The sequence below is a fragment of the Anabaena sp. UHCC 0204 genome, assembly GCF_009711975.1.
GTDB lineage: Bacteria > Cyanobacteriota > Cyanobacteriia > Cyanobacteriales > Nostocaceae > Dolichospermum.
The window spans coordinates 52669-68376 of record NZ_VIKW01000001.1; the positions used below are offsets into that span (position 1 = coordinate 52669).

At 39.0% G+C, this 15708-nt stretch carries 16 protein-coding genes; 14 read left to right on the forward strand and 2 right to left on the reverse strand.

Annotated features, from left to right (window positions below; genetic code table 11):
• Positions 1-154: 154 nt before the first annotated feature.
• The 14 genes from FJR04_RS00275 (at position 155) to FJR04_RS00335 (ending at position 14230) form a co-directional block, all read left to right on the forward strand.
• On the forward strand, positions 155-1204 hold the full coding sequence (locus FJR04_RS00275; protein WP_168490727.1) for a bifunctional riboflavin kinase/FAD synthetase: 1050 nt from the start codon (positions 155-157) through the stop codon (positions 1202-1204).
• 178 nt (positions 1205-1382) lie between these two features.
• Positions 1383-2291 carry a MoxR family ATPase gene (locus tag FJR04_RS00280; protein WP_168490728.1) on the forward strand — a complete coding sequence of 303 codons (909 nt, stop codon included), beginning with the start codon at positions 1383-1385 and terminating at the stop codon, positions 2289-2291.
• Between the two features lie 46 nt (positions 2292-2337).
• Positions 2338-2781 (forward strand): hypothetical protein, encoded by a 444-nt coding sequence (locus tag FJR04_RS00285; RefSeq protein ID WP_168490730.1) that lies wholly within the window; start codon positions 2338-2340, stop codon positions 2779-2781.
• Positions 2782-2869: 88 nt separating this feature from the next.
• The gene (locus tag FJR04_RS00290) at positions 2870-4975 is read left to right on the forward strand and encodes an NACHT domain-containing NTPase (RefSeq protein WP_168490732.1); all 2106 of its coding nucleotides are present in this window, start codon (positions 2870-2872) and stop codon (positions 4973-4975) included.
• 56 nt (positions 4976-5031) lie between these two features.
• Positions 5032-5571: a cytochrome C gene (locus tag FJR04_RS00295; protein ID WP_168490734.1), complete on the forward strand. Its 540-nt coding sequence runs from the start codon at positions 5032-5034 to the stop codon at positions 5569-5571.
• 311 nt (positions 5572-5882) lie between these two features.
• Positions 5883-8675 (forward strand): preprotein translocase subunit SecA, encoded by a 2793-nt coding sequence (gene secA / locus FJR04_RS00300; protein ID WP_168490735.1) that lies wholly within the window; start codon positions 5883-5885, stop codon positions 8673-8675.
• 138 nt (positions 8676-8813) lie between these two features.
• Entirely contained in the window at positions 8814-9068 is a 255-nt protein-coding gene (locus tag FJR04_RS00305) for a type II toxin-antitoxin system Phd/YefM family antitoxin (protein ID WP_168490736.1), read from the forward strand.
• 73 nt (positions 9069-9141) lie between these two features.
• On the forward strand, positions 9142-10221 hold the full coding sequence (locus tag FJR04_RS00310; protein ID WP_168490737.1) for a DUF4238 domain-containing protein: 1080 nt from the start codon (positions 9142-9144) through the stop codon (positions 10219-10221).
• Positions 10222-10383: 162 nt separating this feature from the next.
• Complete coding sequence (locus tag FJR04_RS26430; protein WP_256366785.1) at positions 10384-10518, forward strand: hypothetical protein; 135 nt, start codon at positions 10384-10386, stop codon at positions 10516-10518.
• On the forward strand, positions 10502-10819 hold the full coding sequence (locus tag FJR04_RS00315) for a helix-turn-helix domain-containing protein (RefSeq protein ID WP_168490738.1): 318 nt from the start codon (positions 10502-10504) through the stop codon (positions 10817-10819). The genes FJR04_RS26430 and FJR04_RS00315 overlap by 17 nt, the downstream gene beginning before the upstream one ends.
• Before the next feature lie 19 nt (positions 10820-10838).
• Positions 10839-11174, forward strand: coding sequence for a low molecular weight protein tyrosine phosphatase family protein (locus FJR04_RS00320; RefSeq protein ID WP_168490739.1), 336 nt, complete (start codon positions 10839-10841; stop codon positions 11172-11174).
• Positions 11175-11262: 88 nt separating this feature from the next.
• Positions 11263-11727: a hypothetical protein gene (locus FJR04_RS00325; protein WP_168490740.1), complete on the forward strand. Its 465-nt coding sequence runs from the start codon at positions 11263-11265 to the stop codon at positions 11725-11727.
• 92 nt (positions 11728-11819) lie between these two features.
• Complete coding sequence (locus FJR04_RS00330) at positions 11820-13700, forward strand: ABC transporter ATP-binding protein (protein WP_168490741.1); 1881 nt, start codon at positions 11820-11822, stop codon at positions 13698-13700.
• Between the two features lie 314 nt (positions 13701-14014).
• Positions 14015-14230, forward strand: a complete 216-nt coding sequence (locus FJR04_RS00335; protein ID WP_168490743.1) for a hypothetical protein — start codon at positions 14015-14017, stop codon at positions 14228-14230.
• A gap of 126 nt (positions 14231-14356) precedes the next feature.
• On the opposite strand, the gene rnhA is transcribed toward FJR04_RS00335, so the two are convergent.
• Positions 14357-15265 carry a ribonuclease HI gene (gene rnhA, locus FJR04_RS00340; protein ID WP_168490745.1) on the reverse strand — a complete coding sequence of 303 codons (909 nt, stop codon included), beginning with the start codon at positions 15263-15265 and terminating at the stop codon, positions 14357-14359.
• A gap of 17 nt (positions 15266-15282) precedes the next feature.
• A complete protein-coding gene (locus FJR04_RS00345) occupies positions 15283-15705 on the reverse strand; it encodes a GNAT family N-acetyltransferase (protein ID WP_168490747.1) in 423 nt (140 codons plus the stop codon).
• Positions 15706-15708 lie beyond the last annotated feature (3 nt).

Consider the following 15708-nt stretch of genomic DNA (forward strand, 5'->3'; position numbering starts at 1 on the left):
TCCCTATAAACGCTAGAGTCACAAGGTTAATTAACGGATTCCTTGATTTTAGATTAGATTGGTGATTAGAGAGCTAACAGCGTGAGAGCATCAACATCGTTATCGAGTAGCTAAACGCTAATAGCAATAATAAACCTAAAATCCCAAAATCCAAGTGTTAAATTTGTCTCAAAATGGGTGTTCTGTATGGGTTGCTTCTTCGACAGAAGGGCTACTGACACCGACTGCTGTTGCTCTTGGCAAATTTGATGGTGTTCATCTTGGTCATCAAAGAGTAATTCAGCCAGTATTGCAGTCTGCATGGGGTGGAGAGAAGTGGAGAGATGGGGAGAAAGTAGTAGAAGATTTATCCTTTCCGTCTACCAACCTACCACGCCCCTACCCAACCGTTGTCACCTTTGATCCTCATCCCCAGGAGTTTTTTACCGGACAACCCCGGACTTTGTTAACACCACTGGATGAAAAAGTTCAACAATTGCGATCGCTTGGGGTAGAGCAATTGGTATTATTACCCTTTGATAGAGAACTATCAGCCCTCACTCCTGAAGAATTTGTAGATAAAATCCTTGTCGAACAACTGCAATGTCAACAAATTAGCGTTGGACAGGACTTTTGTTTTGGACAAAAGCGCATGGGTACTGCTCAAGATTTGCAAATCCTCGCAGGCAAATACAATATACCCGTTACCATAGTCCCTATAAAAACTGATACAGACAACTTAGCCGCCACAGATGATACTCGCATCAGTACCTCATTAATCCGGGACAATTTGGAAGCAGGTGATATTCAAAAAGCAAATCGCCTCTTGGGAAGACCTTATACCCTTACAGGCGTAGTAGTAGCAGGTCAAAAACTAGGTAGAACCATCGGCTTCCCTACCGCTAACATCCAACTACCAAAAGACAAATTTTTACCTCGTCATGGGGTTTATGCGATCGCCGCCACCATTCATAACCAAACACCAGATATCCCTCCCACTCAGCAATTAGGAGTAATGAATATTGGCAACCGTCCCACAGTTAACGGTATAGATACCCGTGTAGAAGTACATCTATTAGACTGGTCTGGTGATTTATACGGAAAAAATTTAGTAGTACAGCTAGTCAACTTTTTGCGCCCCGAACAAAAATTTGACTCCTTAGCAGCCCTGAAAAACCAAATTCAACTTGACTGTACAGCAGCCCAAGAAATTTTTAACTCCTAATGTTGGATTAGTAATCTTCAGTGGGAATACTGTAGGAAAGGCTAAAGTATTAATAAGTTTTTGAGTAGGGGTTGAGTATTGTGCTTTACCCCCTACAGAAGTGCAGAATAACTTTTCTGGTTTCTCACATCCTTTTTTATACTCCATAACTACTTTTATATTTCCCCCCTGGTACTGCATGAGAGAAAAAATTGACGCTTTAACACAAAATTTGGCTCGTACCATCGTTGGTAAACACGAAGCCATCCGCTTAGTTATAGTAGCTTTACTCGGTGGTGGTCATGCTTTACTAGAAGATGTCCCTGGTGTCGGTAAAACCCTCCTCGCCAAATCTCTAGCCCGTTCTGTAGATGGCAGATTTCAACGGCTACAATGTACCCCTGACTTACTCCCTACAGATATCACTGGTACAAACATTTGGAATCCCAAAAGCGGCGAATTTACATTTCTCCCCGGTCCCATATTTGCTAACGTCCTCTTAGCTGACGAAATCAACCGCGCCACACCCCGTACCCAGTCAGCTTTGCTGGAAGTGATGGAAGAACATCAGGTAACTGTTGATGGTGTCTCCCGTCTAGTTCCTCAACCATTCTTTGTGATTGCTACCCAAAACCCCATTGAGTACCAAGGGACATTTCCTCTTCCAGAAGCACAAATGGATCGGTTTATGCTGTCTTTAAGTTTGGGCTATCCTTCTGAATCAGACGAATTACAAATGCTGCAAAATCTGCAAGTAGGTTTTAAAGTTGCTGATTTACAACCTTGTATTACTTTAGAAGAAGTCCAAGCATTACGCCAAGCTTGTTCCCAAGTTAAGGTAGAAGCATCTTTGCAACAATACATTTTAGAATTGGTGCGAACCACCAGACAAGATGAAGAAATCACTCTCGGTGTGAGTCCCCGTGGTACGGTGGCATTACAAAAAGCTACTCAAGCTTTAGCTTTTATTTTAGGTAGAGAATATGCTCTTCCCGATGATATTAAGTTTCTTGCACCTCATATTCTTTGTCATCGTCTCATTCCTAGAGGGGGACGGAATGCCAAAACTATAGTTGAACGTTTATTGCGATCTGTGCCTATTCCTTAAAATATAATTGTTGCAAAGTATAAAAATATCTCGGCAGGAAAAATTCATGATTGGTAAAAAGCAACCGGAACAACCCAGTCAATCCCAAAGTATGAGCGATGTAAAAGTTAATGGTGGTGTGGTTCAACAAGGACAAGCAGGGCGTGATCTCCAGCTAAGTCAATCAGGAACACTGGAAACACAACAGCAAATCACTAATACGGATGTAGTTAAGCAATTAGAAAATCTGGAAATAGCCGTAAAAGCTGCAACACTTACTCAAGATGAGAAAGATGAACTGCTGGACTATTTGCGACCTGCCAAGCGTGAAGCAGCAAAGGATAGTGTGAATAAAGATATGGTGGGGCAGTACCTAAAACCAGTTAGTGAGACGCTCACAATCATGAAAGACACTACAGAAGCCGGAAAGAGCCTGTGGACAACTGGACAGGAAGTTTTTAAGGCGATCGCCCCTTGGCTAGGAGTAGCAGCAAAATTAATCGGAATGTAGAGACATTTAGTTAAAATTGCGACACAATATAAACAGATTTCTCCACTGGTAATTAAGACGCTGGTGGAGTTCTTTATGGGTGTGGGTAATGGGGCAAAATCAGGATATTGGCAATAGCTCACTTGCAAATAGTGAAGTTCAGCAAACTCAAACAGGGCGAGATGCAGTTAGTTTTCAAAATAGCCAAGATAACCAAGTCACTATTAATAATATTATCTTGCGGATGTTTGGCAAATCAGAGTCACCGCAGGTTAATTGGGAATGGGGAAAGTTATTACTAGAAAAAAAGCAGTTACCTGATATTCGTCAACGCTTAACTGATACCTTGGGACAGAAACGCATTTCTATAAATGTATCTTTTGCGGAACAACTATCTTGGGTCAATCGCACTTTACAGATTGATGGCCAAGATTGCGGAAATCTTGATGCTAATAAACTACTGATTGAGACTTATGGACGGGATGATATTGCCGGGAAATTGCTGATTTTAGGAGCGCCAGGAGCAGGAAAAACTACAGCATTGTTGAGTTTAGCAGAGCAGTTAGTGTGTGGTGCGCTGAAAAATCCGAAAACCGTAATTCCCGTTATCTTTGAGCTTTCCACATGGCGTGATGATAAACAAAGTATTGAAGAATGGCTAATTGAGCAACTTTATGAACTACATGGAGGAAACCGCAAACATAAAATTTATGAATGCTGGCTAGAGCAACAGATATTATTACCTCTGCTAGATGGGTTAGATGAACTGGGACTAGAAAGACAGAAAAAATGTACCATTAAACTCAGAGAATTTGCCCAAAATTATCCTCATGTCGTTGTCTGCTGTCGTCTGAAGGAATTTGAAGAGGTAAATCTAAAGCTAAAAACCCTTAGAGGTGCAGTGTGTCTCCAGCCTTTATCAGATATACAAATTCAGAATTATCTCAATGACCTAAATCGCTCAGAATTATGGTCAGTGATTCAGAAAAATCCTGATTTGGGAAAGTTATTAGAAGCAACTTCAGAGGGTGAACCAGGTTTGTTGCGAGTGCCTTTGTTCGTTAAGCTAGTTGTTGATGTATATGACCCACAGCAACCTATTAGCAGTAAAACAGACTTATTAGATAAGTATATTGATCGTCAGTTGTTGAGAGATACCCGTGAACAAGATCGCCGCAAAGAGAAGGAACGAGGTAAATGGGCATACAAAAAAGTGGAAGATGAACCCCACTGGAGACAAACCCGCAATACTCTTAGTTGGATAGCAAAGCGATTGCAAAGTAACAACAGTGTGGAGTTAATCATTGAGCAAATGCAGCCGAGTTGGATTGGGTGTATACCCTTACTGCATCGCTATCGGCTAATTTATAGGCGTAATTTCCACTTAATTTACGGGCTGATTATCGCGTTGATTATTATTGCGCTGATTAATGAGCCGATTTATGGGCTGATCGGACTTATTTATTCGATTGGTGGATTGATTACCGATCAGATTCTTGAAAAGAGTGGGGAAATATATAAGATTGATATATATAAAATTGAACCTTTAGAAGCATTTGAAATTCCGATTTCATACGCCAAGGGAAGAAAAATTTTCAAGTATTCAATCTATTTACTGAATTCACTCATTTTGGGATCAATTTTAGGATTAATTTTAGGATTAATTTTGGGATTAATTTTGGGATCAATTTGGGGATCAATTTTCATACTGATATTTGGATTAATGCTTGGTTTCATGCTAATTTTCGGGCTAATTATTGGGGTGATTTACGGATTAAAACAGGAATTAAAGGAGCGATCACGCCCTAATCAAGGCATCTGGAACTCATTCCAAAATATGCTGTGGACGACCGCCTTAAGCTGTCCTTTCGGTGTGATTTTTGCCATGACAATTGTAGTGGTTCTTAAAGGAGTAGAAAAAAGACAGAACTTGCTGGATATGCTCGGTATTGTTTTCCGCAATTTGCCCCATTTGTTACTTCCCGGACTGTTAATATCGCTATTATTATTTGGCTTCCTTGCTGGCGGTGGACAAGCTTGTTTACAGCACCTTTCGCTGCGTTTAGTCCTTTGGCAAAGTGGCGCTATCCCCTGGAATCTTGCCCAATTCCTTGACTACTGCGTTGAGCGGCGGTTACTGTTGCGCGTTGGTGGGCGCTACCGCTTCCTGCACCGGGAACTCCTCGACCATTTTGCTCAGTCCAGTAATCCCTGAGCTTGCATATTATGATTAGCCAATAAGCGTGACATTTATTTGTGAGTGTGAGGTGTATGTCAAATCTGGTTAAAAGTAAATCATCCCACCGCCGCCTAAAACGCCAACTGCTTATTGTCATGCTGGTGATTTTCGCTTGGAGTGTGGCTATTGGTTGGTTATTGGGATTTGCTACTAGCGCCCACGGCGCAAATCCTGCCACTCCAATTGGTACTGTTGATGTCGTACCGGCACAATACCAACTAGGACAACAACTGTATTTAGAAAACTGCTCATCTTGTCATATAGCCTTACCACCGGCTGTGTTTCCCACTCAAACTTGGAAAAACCTTCTGGAAGACTCCCAGCACTATGGCGCACAAATTCAGCCTCTAGGGAAGTTTCAAAATCTTCTAGTATCAAGATATCTATTTACCTTCTCCCGTGTGCAACTGCAAGAAGAATCAACACCCTATCGCCTCAAGGACTCCCGTTATTTCCGGGCTTTACATCCTGGTGTACAATTCCCTAATCCTGTAAATATGGGTAGTTGTGTTAGTTGTCATATTGGTGCAGAAAAATATGACTTCCGCAGCCTCACGCCAGAGTGGGAGTAGGGGAACAGGGGCAGGGGGGCAGGGGGGCAGGGGGGCAGGGTACAGGGTAAACTTTTAACAACTGACAACGGACAACTGACAACTAACCATTGACAACTGACAAAATGATACGATGAAGTAGTTTCAATATTAAGATAATAATTAAAACCTATCATTATATAAAGGCGACTGGTTTGTTTTTATTCGGTTTTTGAGTTAATTCTCATTTTTCACCCATCCATAAGCAAAATGGGTGGGTTAGATTAAACGTCTATAATCATATAGCCAAAGCTTTAATCTCCATCCTCCTTGATTTAGTTCTATAAACTGCCATGCTAAAACTTTTGTTGGGCGATCCCAACGCTCGTAAACTTAAAAAATACCAACCTTACATTACAGAAATTAACCTCTTAGAGGAAGACATTCAGCCGCTTTCTGATGAACAGTTAAAGGGTAAAACCACCGAGTTTAGGCAGCGACTGGCTAATGGTGAGACACTAGATGATATTTTGCCAGAAGCTTTTGCTGTTGTCCGGGAATCGGGTCGGCGTGTCTTAGGGTTGCGACATTTTGATGTGCAATTACTAGGTGGAGTAATTCTGCACGCTGGGCAAATTGCGGAAATGAAAACCGGTGAGGGAAAAACTTTGGTAGCTACTCTACCGAGTTATTTAAATGCCCTGACTGGTAAGGGTGTCCACGTTATTACTGTTAATGATTACCTGGCGCGTCGAGATGCGGAATGGATGGGTCAGGTACATCGCTTTTTAGGGTTGAGTGTGGGGTTAATTCAGTCCACTATGACCCCGACAGAACGAAAGAAAAACTATGACTGTGATATTACTTACGTTACTAACAGTGAAATAGGTTTTGATTATCTGCGGGATAATATGTCCACCTCAATGGCTGAGGTGGTGCAACGCCCATTTAATTACTGTGTTATTGATGAAGTAGACTCGATCTTAGTTGATGAAGCCCGGACTCCGCTGATTATTTCTGGTCAGGTGGAAAGACCGACAGAAAAATACTTACAAGCGGCGGAAATTGCCTTTACTCTTCAAAATGAGGAGCATTATGAGGTTAATGAAAAGGATCGTAACGTTTTATTGACAGATGAAGGTTTTGCAGAGTCGGAAAATCTGTTGGGTGTAACAGATTTGTTTGACCCCGAAGACCCTTGGGCGCATTTTGTCTTTAATGCGATTAAAGCTAAGGAGTTATTCCTGAAAGATGTAAATTATATTGTCCGCAATGATGAAGTTGTGATTGTGGATGAATTTACAGGTCGGGTGTTACCAGGACGACGGTGGAGTGATGGATTACACCAGGCAATTGAAGCCAAGGAACACGTAGAAATTCAGCCAGAAACCCAAACTTTGGCGACAATCACCTATCAAAACCTGTTTTTGCTGTATCCCAAATTGGGGGGAATGACGGGAACTGCAAAGACGGAAGAGGTGGAGTTTGAGAAGATTTATAAACTAGAAGTGACGATTATTCCCACTAACCGAATTAGAAAACGGGAAGACCTGTCTGATATGGTCTTTAAGACTGAACCTGGTAAATGGAGAGCGATCGCTAGAGAATGTGCAGAAATGCACGAAAATGGTAGGCCTGTGTTAGTGGGTACAACCAGCGTCGAAAAATCGGAACTTCTCAGTCGGCTTCTCAAGGAAATGGAGATTCCCCACGAATTACTCAACGCCCGACCCGAAAACGTGGAACGGGAAGCAGAAATTATTGCCCAAGCTGGACGGAAGGGGGCTGTAACTATTGCCACTAACATGGCGGGAAGAGGTACGGATATTATCCTTGGTGGTAACTCCGAGTATATGGCGCGGTTAAAACTACGGGAATACTTTATGCCCCGCATTGTTAGCCCAGAAGATGAAGATAGTTTTGGTATGCAAAGGGCTTCTGGTCTACCTATAGCTGGTAGCGGTGGTGGTCAAGGTTTTGTACCTGGAAAAAAGGTAAAAACTTGGCGGGCTTCTCCAGAAATTTTCCCTACCAACTTAACAAAAGAGACGGAACAGCTTTTAAAAGACGCTGTAGAAGTGGCTGTAAAAGCTTATGGCGATCGCAGTTTACCAGAATTGGAAGCAGAAGAAAAGGTAGCTGTGGCGGCTGAAAAAGCCCCTACTGACGACCCTGTAATTCAGAAATTGCGGGAAGCTTACCAGCAGATTAAGCATGAGTATGAAGAGTTCACCAGCACTGAACATGATGATGTAGTGAATCGAGGCGGTTTGCACGTGATTGGTACAGAACGCCATGAGTCACGGCGGATTGATAACCAATTACGCGGACGGGCAGGAAGACAAGGCGACCCAGGAACCACAAGATTTTTCCTCAGTTTAGAGGATAACCTATTACGGATCTTTGGGGGCGATCGCGTTGCCGGCTTGATGAATGCCTTCCAAGTAGAGGAAGATATGCCCATTGAGTCGGGAATGTTAACCCGCAGCTTAGAAGGCGCACAGAAAAAGGTAGAAACCTATTACTACGACATCCGTAAACAGGTGTTTGAGTATGACGAAGTGATGAATAATCAACGTCGGGCTATCTATGCGGAACGTCGCCGCGTTTTGGAAGGTCAAGACCTCAAGGAACAGGTAATTAAATACGCTGAAAAAACGATGGACGACATCGTTGATTATTACATCAACCCTGATTTACCTTCGGAAGAATGGGAATTAGATAAGCTGGTAGATAAAGTCAAGGAGTTTGTTTATCTGTTGGCTGATATGCAGTCTAGCCAGTTGGAGGATATGGGAGTTGTGGAAATTAAAGCTTTCCTCCATGAACAAGCGCGGATTGCTTATGATATGAAAGAAGCGCAAATTGACCAATTTCAACCGGGTTTAATGCGTCAAGCGGAACGGTTCTTTATTCTCCAACGCATAGATACTCTGTGGCGGGAACATTTGCAACAAATGGATGCTTTGCGCGAGTCGGTTGGTTTGCGTGGTTATGGACAAAAGGACCCGCTGATTGAGTATAAGAGTGAGGGTTATGAGTTGTTCTTGGATATGATGGTGAATATCCGCCGTGATGTGGTTTATTCGCTGTTTATGTTCCAGCCTCAACCCCAGCAGACTGTGCAGACTTCTGAGATGGTTTAAGAGTTTTTTCACGCAGAGACGCAGAGGCGCAAGAGTGGCGTTTTCTGCGTCTTTTTTGTTTCGCGCAAAGGCGCTAAGGAGCAAAGACGCAAAGGAAGAAAGAGATATGAGTTAAAATAGGAGGAAAAGGGGTTTTTTATGATTTATCTTTCTGCTAGTGAAGTGAAACAGAATTTTACAGAATTTTTAGATCAAGCTCAGAAAGAACCTGTTACTATTCAGGGTCAGAATGAAGATTTGGTGGTTGTGCTTTCTGTTGTTGAGTATCAAAAACTTAAAGGGTTGTTGAAAAGAGAGTTTCAGGAATTTTGTGATCAAGTTGGGAAAGAGGCTGGAGCTAAAGGAATGACTGAAGAAAAGCTTAATGAGATTATATTCAATGATCTTGAATAGCTTATCAATTTGATTAATATATAATTATCATCTAAATTTTGACCATAGTAGTAGTTAATCTATATTTTAAAATATGAACAATATAACTAAAAATCAACATTATGTGCCTCAATTTCTTTTAAGAAACTTTGGATGGAAGGCAAATAAAGGAATATTTAGAATCAATATTTTCGATACAAAAAACTTTAGTATTAGACCTAATCAGAACATTTCACAAGTATTTTCACAAAATTTTTTCTATGATCAAGATAATTCAATTGAAAAATTTTTAAATGAGATTGAAACACCTGCATCAACATTAGTTGAGCAAGTTATTAATGGAAACTTTAAGATTTTAGAAAATGAAAATAATAAGTCATTAATAATGGCATTTATTTCATCCCTATTGCAACGAACACCTAGCGCATTAGAGAAAGCAAACGAATTCATTAATACAAATTTAAATGAGGGAATAGTAAGACAATTACTTAGCTTAAATGGGTATGATCCAAATGAGGCTAATAACGGTTATTTTGAATTTTCTCAGCTAGTATCAGATATAACTCTAGAAGGAGTTATAAATTCTATGCTGATACAAGATTTAAACTTTCAAATTATCAAGAATGAAACTAACTTAGAATTTTGCATATCAGACCATCCCGTTTTTGCTTACAATTGGCTATACAGAGATTTAGATCATCCCTCTGTTACTGGTATTACCGCAAGAGGTTTTCAGATTTTTCTCCCATTTTCACCAAGTATTACACTGTGTTTATATGATTCTCATGTATATAAATATGGACATAAAAACCAATTAATAACTCATGTTTACAATGTAAATGATATAGAAATTATGAATTCATTTCAAATTATAAATTCATACTCAATCATAGGATTTCATTCCATAACCACTGAATCACATTTAAAGCACTTGTATGAGAAAAACAAGAAAATTCAACTTTATAAACATGAAAATACGATTTTCGATTATAAAGAAACTGAGGAAGGAGAAATTAGATATAAAACTCTTAATTTTACACGGCAAACAAAACTGAAAAAAATGCCATCATTTATAAGTATTAAGAGGAAAGCTAAAATTTATGCTAACTCATTCTCGTACAGAGATCCAGAACTTATTGCTCAGTACCTAGCAGTTAAGGATTTATATGAATAAAAACAATGTAAGTCTTCATCTAGTGACGACTTTAAAATTTGTCAGTAAATCTTTATTCTAATTTTGGAGTAACACACCTCTCTAAAAGTTTGTTTGTCTCTCCCAGTAAATTATAACTAATAATACGTGCTGTTATCGCCCCATCTTGATTATCATAAAAATATGAAGAGCAGTTTGACCAATTCAAAAATCCAAGGTGTTCCTGGTAAAGAATTACTAAGGTTTGCAGGTTCAATACCCAAAGAAGACTTACAGCTAATGAGTGAAGCAATAAAACAAGATGACAGAAAAGATTGAAATAAAAACCAGTAGCGGTAACGTATTTGCTGATTTAGATTTACCCAACCCAGAGGAAATGCTAGTAAAAGCTGAACTAGCACGGAAAATCAGTATCGCTATCACTGCACGTCATATTACCCAAGCTGAAACGGCTGAATTATTAGGAATTGATCAGCCAAAGGTTTCTGCTTTAATGAGAGGAAGACTTACAGGTTTTTCTCTAGAAAGAATGTTTAGATTTCTAAATACATTAGGAATTGATGTGGAAATTACTGTTAAACCTAAATCTAGAAATAATGCACGGATAACTGTAGTTTAATTTGCACTCCTTAAAAGTCATGAAAAAGCTATTATTCCTCTGTAGCCAAAATAGACTGCGTAGCCCCACCGCTGAAGCTGTATTTTCAGAATATCCAGGACTGGAAGTAGAGTCCGCAGGTTTAGACAGAACCGCCGAAAACAGAGTTTCTACAGAAGCGATCGCATGGGCTGATATAATCTTTGTAATGGAACAATCCCATAAAAGTAAGCTATCTAAAAACTTTCAACCCTTTCTCAAAAATAAAAGAATTATTTGTCTAGATATACCTGATGAATATGAATATATGCAAGCAGAATTAATTGAATTGTTAAAGCATAAAGTTTTTCCATTATTGGGAACTATCTCCTCTTGAATCAAATATCTGTTAATTTATTTATAGGCTTATGGCTAACACCACGCTTACGCTATCAGCAAGCCCTAATTAAAGGAGAATTTACAACATGAATAAATTATTAGATCAAACTCTGTCCAATGAACTTGCTAAAACCATCAAAAGTAAAGCAAAAAAACCTTTTCATAATGCTTATAAAGCAGTTTTAGTCACAGAGGGAGCAAAGTATGTCCAAGGCTTTTTAGTATTTGTAGGTCAGCCATATAAACCAGTTGAACATGGTTGGATTGAAGTTAATGATGTGATTATTGATCCGACACTGCCTTATCTACAAAAAAATCCCCAGGAATTTTATTATTTTCCTGCCCAAACTCTAAGTGCCAAAAAGGTGAAAGCTATTGTTGAAGAATCTAAAGAAGACTATCCAGAAGATGATCCTCTACCTATTTATGGTGAAGCCCCCTATGATTATTATGGTGATGTCATGTTAGGTGGTCAAGAATATTTGATAGCCTATCAAGCCGCAGAAGCAAAATGTCAAGAAATCAATGGATTAAATTCTGAAAAAAATTAATTTAGTATTCAGCTATAGCAGAGTTCACCGAATCTAAAACCTGTAAGTATAACTCTTTTAAATTTAAAATTTTGCATTTTGCATTGTTAATTATGAGCATCTCACCATCCCCCACTAAATCTGATCCAGAATACCATCGTCGGGACAATGACTGGCGATTATTTTTGCGCTTAGTACCTTATGGTCGTCGTCATGGCAAACTATTAACAGTATCTATGTTGCTGCTTGTTCCTATCGCTATTTCTAGTGCTATCAAACCTATGTTGGTAGGACAGGCAATTTCTTTAATTCGCAAAGAACCTAGCACCTATCAATTCCTTCAGAATATGCCTCTTGCAGAAGGCTTAAATATCCTCTTAGGAATGCTACTAATAGCAATTACTATTCGGTTAGTATTGGTAGCTATACAAGGTTTTTTAGTACAGAAACTGGGACAAAAAATTACAGCCGCTATTCGTGAGGATTTATTTCATCATGTGACATCTTTAGCTGTACGTTTTTTCGATCGCACACCTGTCGGTAAATTGATTACAAGACTAACCAGTGATGTAGAAAGTTTGGGTGATGTCTTTTCAACTGGGGCTGTAGGCATTGTTTCTGATTTATTATCTATGCTGGTAATTATTGGATTGATGTTTTCAATTCAATGGCAACTTGCTTGTTTGTTAATATTCCTTCTTTTCCCTGTGACGTGGTTAATGATTTATTTTCAACAGCAATATCGAACGGCTAATTATAAAACCAGGGAAGAACTTTCTAAACTCAATTCTCAACTCCAAGAAAATATTGTTGGTATTAATGTAGTCCAATTATTCCGCCGTGAAAAATTTAACGCGGAGTTATTTCGGGTGACAAATCAACGTTATGTACAGGAAGTAGATACTAGTATTTGGTATGATTCAGCAGTTTCTTCAACTTTGGAATGGGTTGGTTTAATTGCTATTGCTGGTGTGTTATGGATTGGTGGTTGGTTGTTGTTAGGTGAACAAATCACTTTTGGGATTTTATCGGCATTTATTTTATATGCCCAACAATTTTTTGAACCGTTGCGGAATTTTGCGGAAAAGTTTACTGTAATTCAATCTGGTTTTACGGCTATTGAACGGGTAGTTGATATTTTAGATGAACCCATTGAAATAAAAGATTACTCTCGTCCACAAATTTCTAATGTAGATTTTGAGTTTGGTTATATTAATGAGATAGTCTCTAAGTTAGAATCTCAAGATTTTACTCCTGTGCCGGCTTTGGGAGAAATCAAGTTTGAAAATGTTTCTTTTGCTTATAAAGATGATGATTACGTTATTAGAAATTTAGACTTTACTATTCACCCAGGGGAAAAAATAGCTTTAGTCGGTCCTACAGGTGCGGGGAAAAGTTCAATTATTCGGCTGTTGTGTCGTCTTTATGAACCAACTCAAGGACGTATTCTCGTTGATGGTGTGGATATCCGCGAAATTCCCCAAGTGGAACTACGTCGTTATATGACGGTGATTTTGCAAGAAGCATTTTTGTTTGCTGGTGATGTAAAAAGTAATATTACTTTAGGTGATCATTACAGTTTTGCAGAAATTCAACAAGCGGCAGAAAAAACTAATGTAGCCGAGTTTATTAACCAACTTCCCCAAGGTTATGATACTCAATTGCGAGAACGAGCAACAAATATTTCTAGTGGTCAAAAACAACTTTTAGCTTTTGCTCGTGCTGCTATTCGCAACCCCCAAATTTTGGTATTAGATGAAGCTACAGCTAGTTTGGATGTGGGAACGGAAGCTTTGGTTCAAGAGGCTTTAAATCAGTTGTTGATACAACGGACATCTATTATTATTGCTCACCGTTTATCTACAATTCGCAATGTAGACAGAATTTTTGTGTTGAAACGGGGAGAATTAATTGAACAGGGAAGTCATGACGAATTATTACAACAAGAGGGATTTTATGCTACCTTGCACAATTTGCAAATGTTAGGAACGTAGGGGCGCAGGGTCTGCGCCCAGTCAGGAGTCATTACATTCTCTGGAGTCCTATTTAGGACTTCCAAGAAATAAATTACCCAAATAACTAACCGCAGAGGCGCAGAGGACACAGAGGAATAAGGGTTTGAGAGATTTTTGCGTTAGGTGGTTGAGAGTTTTTTTATTTGGAGTTCTCTTAATCAAATGTGTGCAGTATTTATGTGATATAAATCACTAATTTATGACTGCTGTAATCACTATTGTTTTCGCTAGTTAATCACTGAAATAAAATCAATTATAGGCGATATTAAAGTTGTAGAGTTCAGTTTTAACAAATGCCAAAAATCAATCTTCTCCCTGGTGCTGTTGCGGAAATTATGGCTGCTACTGCTGATACTGGTTCTCTTTCTTTAGCAGATCGTTATGGTTTAATGGCGGCTATTTTAAATGAATCTTTAGCAGAAGAAGAAATAGAATCTATCAATAGATTGCTACGTTTTGTCATCAAAGGTCGTATTAAGGTGACAAACGATATTTCTACTGATGTCTAATTTTGATGAGGATATGATATTTAAGATTTTGACTATATTTTGTTTAATTTATGAATACCATAATTTATCATTTATCAAGTTTTCAAGTATTTCCCCTTACCTATTCCCCTTCCCGTAATTGATTGTTTAATCTGCTTCGGTTTCTATTTTGTCGCTACGTTCAAGTTCCCAGAGAATTTGATTACCTTCCCGTCTGACACGCGAAACTATCCAATTTCGCCAGCGCCATTCATCTCCTCGACTGGTGACGGCGCTAGAGTGGACACTCATTAAGTCTGCTAATTCTGAACTGGTAATTAGGTAGCCTTTTTCGGCAATTTCGTCCGCAATACGCAAAGTTTCTACCAAGTTGCGAAGTTGTGAAACCCTGATTTCGGTGGGTTGTTCGTTGGTTGTAGTCGCAGTTGAAGCGGTAGATGGTTCCATAGTGGTTATATCTGATGCAGACGGACTGCTTTCCAGGGTATTTTTATTAATTATTGTAGAGTTTATTGGATAATCAGATACTTTTGCTACGCTTATTTCCCTAATTTTAGGTAAAGTTTCATGAAGCCGTTCAGGTAATAACTCTTGTAGATCAGGGATTTTGCCATTTGCGAAGGAGCGAGCGATCGCATCACAACGTTCATTGCCAATGTTACCAGAATGTCCCCGGACGTGCTGCCATTGTATGAGTCGGTTATTAAGTTGATCGAGGGTTTCTAAGAGGTCTTGATTTTGGACAGGATTCCCATCTGATTTTTTCCAGCCTTTCCTTTTCCAACCTGGCAACCATTTAGTAATAGAATTAATCAGATATTCGCTATCGGTGTAGAGAGTAATCGGTTCAGTTTGTCCAGATGATTTGAAAAATTCCAAGGCGGCGATCGCTGCTTGCATTTCCATTTTATTATTAGTAGTGTGCTGCGATGAATCACCCATTTCGTGAACCGAACCATCATTAAAATAGACGACTGTACCCCAACCACCAGGACCAGGATTGCCTGTGCAAGCACCATCTGTATATATACTTTGAATTATGCGTTGATTAGACATGATCAAATTCAGGAATTCTAGAGAGTTGATATATTAGTAGCAAACATTAATTCCAATTTCACAGGATTTTTTGTGAAACCCCAACGTTGATAAAATGGCATCATCTCTGGTAAACAAAAAAGAGCTATAACTTCAACTTCTTTTAATTGGGGATGATTAATGACTTCATCTAATAATTTAGCACCAAATCCCCTTTTTCTATAATTAGGTTTAACAATTACATCATAAAGAACTGCGCGATAAACAAAATCACTCAGAACACGACAAAAACCAATTAATTGTTCTTCCTCATTTACTAAAGCAATAATAATATCAGATGCAGCCAGCATTTTCACAACACCTTGATATGTCCTATTTTTACTCCAAAATTCATTTTTGTATAATTCCACAAGTTCAGAAATTTGGGTTTCATTTAATTGATTAATTATTTGGTAATTCATGCT